The 2,927-nt window shown below is 36.9% G+C and carries 6 protein-coding genes; 3 read left to right on the top strand and 3 right to left on the bottom strand.

Features of this window, described 5'->3' with window-relative positions; all coding sequences use genetic code 11:
* A partial coding sequence (locus ACKI5G_RS03095) for a hypothetical protein (RefSeq protein ID WP_407397557.1) occupies positions 1 to 271 on the bottom strand: 271 nt, incomplete at its 3' end.
* 333 nt (positions 272 to 604) lie between these two features.
* Between ACKI5G_RS03095 and ACKI5G_RS03090 the strand changes: the two genes are divergently transcribed.
* The 3 genes from ACKI5G_RS03090 (at position 605) to ACKI5G_RS03080 (ending at position 1,997) form a co-directional block, all read left to right on the top strand.
* The gene (locus tag ACKI5G_RS03090; protein ID WP_407397555.1) at positions 605 to 934 is read left to right on the top strand and encodes a hypothetical protein; all 330 of its coding nucleotides are present in this window, start codon (positions 605 to 607) and stop codon (positions 932 to 934) included.
* A 51-nt stretch (positions 935 to 985) separates the two neighbouring features.
* Complete coding sequence (locus ACKI5G_RS03085; protein ID WP_407397553.1) at positions 986 to 1,297, top strand: hypothetical protein; 312 nt, start codon at positions 986 to 988, stop codon at positions 1,295 to 1,297.
* A gap of 121 nt (positions 1,298 to 1,418) precedes the next feature.
* The gene (locus ACKI5G_RS03080) at positions 1,419 to 1,997 is read left to right on the top strand and encodes a hypothetical protein (protein ID WP_407397551.1); all 579 of its coding nucleotides are present in this window, start codon (positions 1,419 to 1,421) and stop codon (positions 1,995 to 1,997) included.
* Positions 1,998 to 2,120: 123 nt separating this feature from the next.
* On the opposite strand, the gene ACKI5G_RS03075 is transcribed toward ACKI5G_RS03080, so the two are convergent.
* Complete coding sequence (locus ACKI5G_RS03075; RefSeq protein ID WP_407397549.1) at positions 2,121 to 2,318, bottom strand: hypothetical protein; 198 nt, start codon at positions 2,316 to 2,318, stop codon at positions 2,121 to 2,123.
* 98 nt (positions 2,319 to 2,416) lie between these two features.
* On the bottom strand, positions 2,417 to 2,737 hold the full coding sequence (locus ACKI5G_RS03070) for a hypothetical protein (protein ID WP_407397547.1): 321 nt from the start codon (positions 2,735 to 2,737) through the stop codon (positions 2,417 to 2,419).
* Positions 2,738 to 2,927: the final 190 nt, after the last annotated feature.

The following is a 2,927-nucleotide window of genomic DNA, read 5'->3' as shown; positions in this document are numbered from 1 at the left end:
CAGATACCCCCTCGCTATATTTTGGATATATTATATGGCTTAAATCTAAATTGGAAATAAACAAATTATAAAATAAAGGGGTACGAAGGAGGCCACCCACACTCTTAAAAACTAGGCTGCCTTGATTGAAGTGAGCCGCTTCCGGTGACTGTCCTACCAGCTGGGGGACTGTTTCGATACTGGGAGTTGAACATAAAGAAAGACCTAGAGGGCGTAATTGATGAAATAATGAAATATGCGCCATATAAAAGATCAATGTTATCTGTGGCATATATTTGACATTATTGAGTCAGATTTTGCTTGGTAATCAATGGAGTGTGTAAAAGGTTAAAAAAATATAATTAATATAGTGATTTAAATTTATAAGCCTGCAATAATAAAAAAATAGTGCCAAAATATTGAAAAATTATTATGTGTTGCAGGGAAAAAAGATTTTTTGTTGAATACATAAAACCGTGGTTGTTTATGGGTCCAATATTAAACTGTTACGGAGGCACTTTATACAATCAAATATAATATGAGTGAGGCGATAATAAAGAAGTTGATTTTTTACGAGGCGTAATTATTATGTGTTTTATGAGAATTAAAAAGGGGTGCTTTATTTATGGATTGTGCATTTAGGTATAAAGAAAATGGTCCTGTAAGTATGTGTTGTAGTTTACCAGCTGGTTTTTTGGACTTGTTGCTTGATGCGTCACCAAAATTTAAAGAAGTATATGAGAGTGTACAAAAAAAATTGAATGAGCGTGGAAATAATGCCCAATTAGATTTTGGAATGGAAATTAGAAAAGATAAAGAAGTTAGACGGGATGAAATTCAATGCGAATATATTAAATTAAGTAATAGCTATGTAGTAGCCCTTCCCGAAAGCTATGTAGGCAATCCTAGAAGTAACGGCGCAGTGATTCAAATAGTTCCTTCCTTACCATTATAATTATTATGTCTTATTATAACTTACACAGATGTATTACAAGGGGTTAAAATTATGAGAAGAGAATTTGTCTATAGTAGAGACGGTAAAACAATTCATCCAGAAAGAGAATATCAGGAGTTTGTTGATTTGTTGTGGGAAACATGTCCTAAATTTTCAGAGGCATATGACAATTTACTCCGTTTAACAAACTCAAGGTCGTATAAAGAAATTGACAATTTATATGTTTATTTAAGATTAACTGAAGAAATGCATGAGAGCGATATTACAACCGATTACGAAAAAATTAGTAATTATTATGCATTGGTATTACCTTATAGAGGAGAGGAATCACTTGTGCTCCAAAAAATTATACCTACTACATAAAATTTTTCTACAAATAAAACAAATATGGTAAAATGACTTTTTAAAAATTTTATTTGTGTGGATGCCAGTATACAAAAAAGGCAATTAATAAAATTAACTTTATAGAAATGAGGGGATAATAATGGCGCTGCTCGAAACAATGGAAGCTTTCTATGAGCCGTTAGATGATTTAAGTTCATGGGCAAATTTTAATATGATGTCAAAAGAAGAGGAAGAGGCTTTTCTGTCTAAGTGGCATCTATATAGATTTATTGATAAATATGAGGGGAAAATAGATCGTGAATTTAGGTTTAACTTCCATGACGAAATTACTTGTTTAACATCAATATTTATTGATGTGTTGTATACTACATCAGAGGAGTTTAGTAATATTTTAGGTAAACTGGATGAATATCGGTATAAATGGTTTGGAAAATTAAAGGATAGTTTTTATGGAGCTAAATCGTGGAATAAAGTTGAATTTACCGATATTTTTAGCAAATTCATGCTTGAATGTTGGGAATTGTGGGATGTAAATTTTGCCAGCTACTTTTTGTTGAAAGTTATGTCTGAAGTTGCAGAAAAAATATTCCGTAAGATTGCTGGTAGAGAACCAGCTGTTTCTATTGCTGATTATCTTAAGTACGAAGGTACTGAAAAGTATATGGATCGATTCTATTTTATACCTAATCAAAGCGATATTGTGAAAATGTACATTTAGTGGATAATATAGTGGCTATATTCTGGCATATTATAAACATAATCTCCGTAAGGGAATGATAAAAAACCCTAGAAAAATTCTTTGATTTATCAAAGGATTTTCCTGGGGTTATTTAATTATTGGCTAATTGCAAGGATTACGAAGGAGGCCACCACACCCCAATCCACTACTGGTGCCTTGATTGAAGTGAGCCGCTTCCGGTGTCAGACCTCCCATACGTGCCGTCAGCCACACTCCAGCGTCTGAAACACCGACTCGAGGAGGTGCCCCGGACGGCAGAGTATACCCCCAGCAGCATTGGCCCAGGTCTTTCCCTGTCATGCCTACATCACGGATTCCGGCTATGCCATGAAAAGCCCTGATAGTATCTGAAGAAAGCTGGGAGTATACCCAGCCGCCGGAATGTGGGCCAGTGCCTACTACTGGGCTAGTTCGGCGGTCCCTGTCTTTCCGTTTCCTTCCGCTTTGCTCCAGTCCACTTCATTCCAGCCCCCGCCTATGGTGGCCTTCCGCCCGGGGCGGAAGCCATTTAAAGCGGAAATCACCAGAGCATGGCCACGCAATAAAGTACGGCTTCCCTGGGCCCCCACGAGGCCCCGAAGCCGGGAACGAACCAAGACCTCACAATACATGACTTTATAGTATAAGGTTTTTACTTCCTGCTGTTCGCCTACATTCTTCTGTACATTCCAGTATTTGTTGCCACAATATAAGGGCTTTTCTGCTGTACATTTTGGCACATAATACCAGTATTAGCGTAGGCGTAATTTAACCACCTACGGGTCGGTCAGCATAGCCATTTCAGAGTCAGTATAAAATGACCAATACAACAGTCAGCTTTGTTGAGATTCGTCGTCTACAGATGAAAAAGGTGCTGCGACAAATGTCACAGCACCTTAAGCAATCTATTTGTAAACAAATAGTGAACGC

Origin of the sequence: Anaerovibrio sp., assembly GCF_045637405.1 — a bacterium.
Taxonomy (GTDB): Bacteria; Bacillota; Negativicutes; order Selenomonadales; family Selenomonadaceae; genus Anaerovibrio.
The sequence above is the reverse complement of the archived record's forward strand: the minus strand, read 5'-3'. Positions and strand labels throughout refer to the sequence as shown.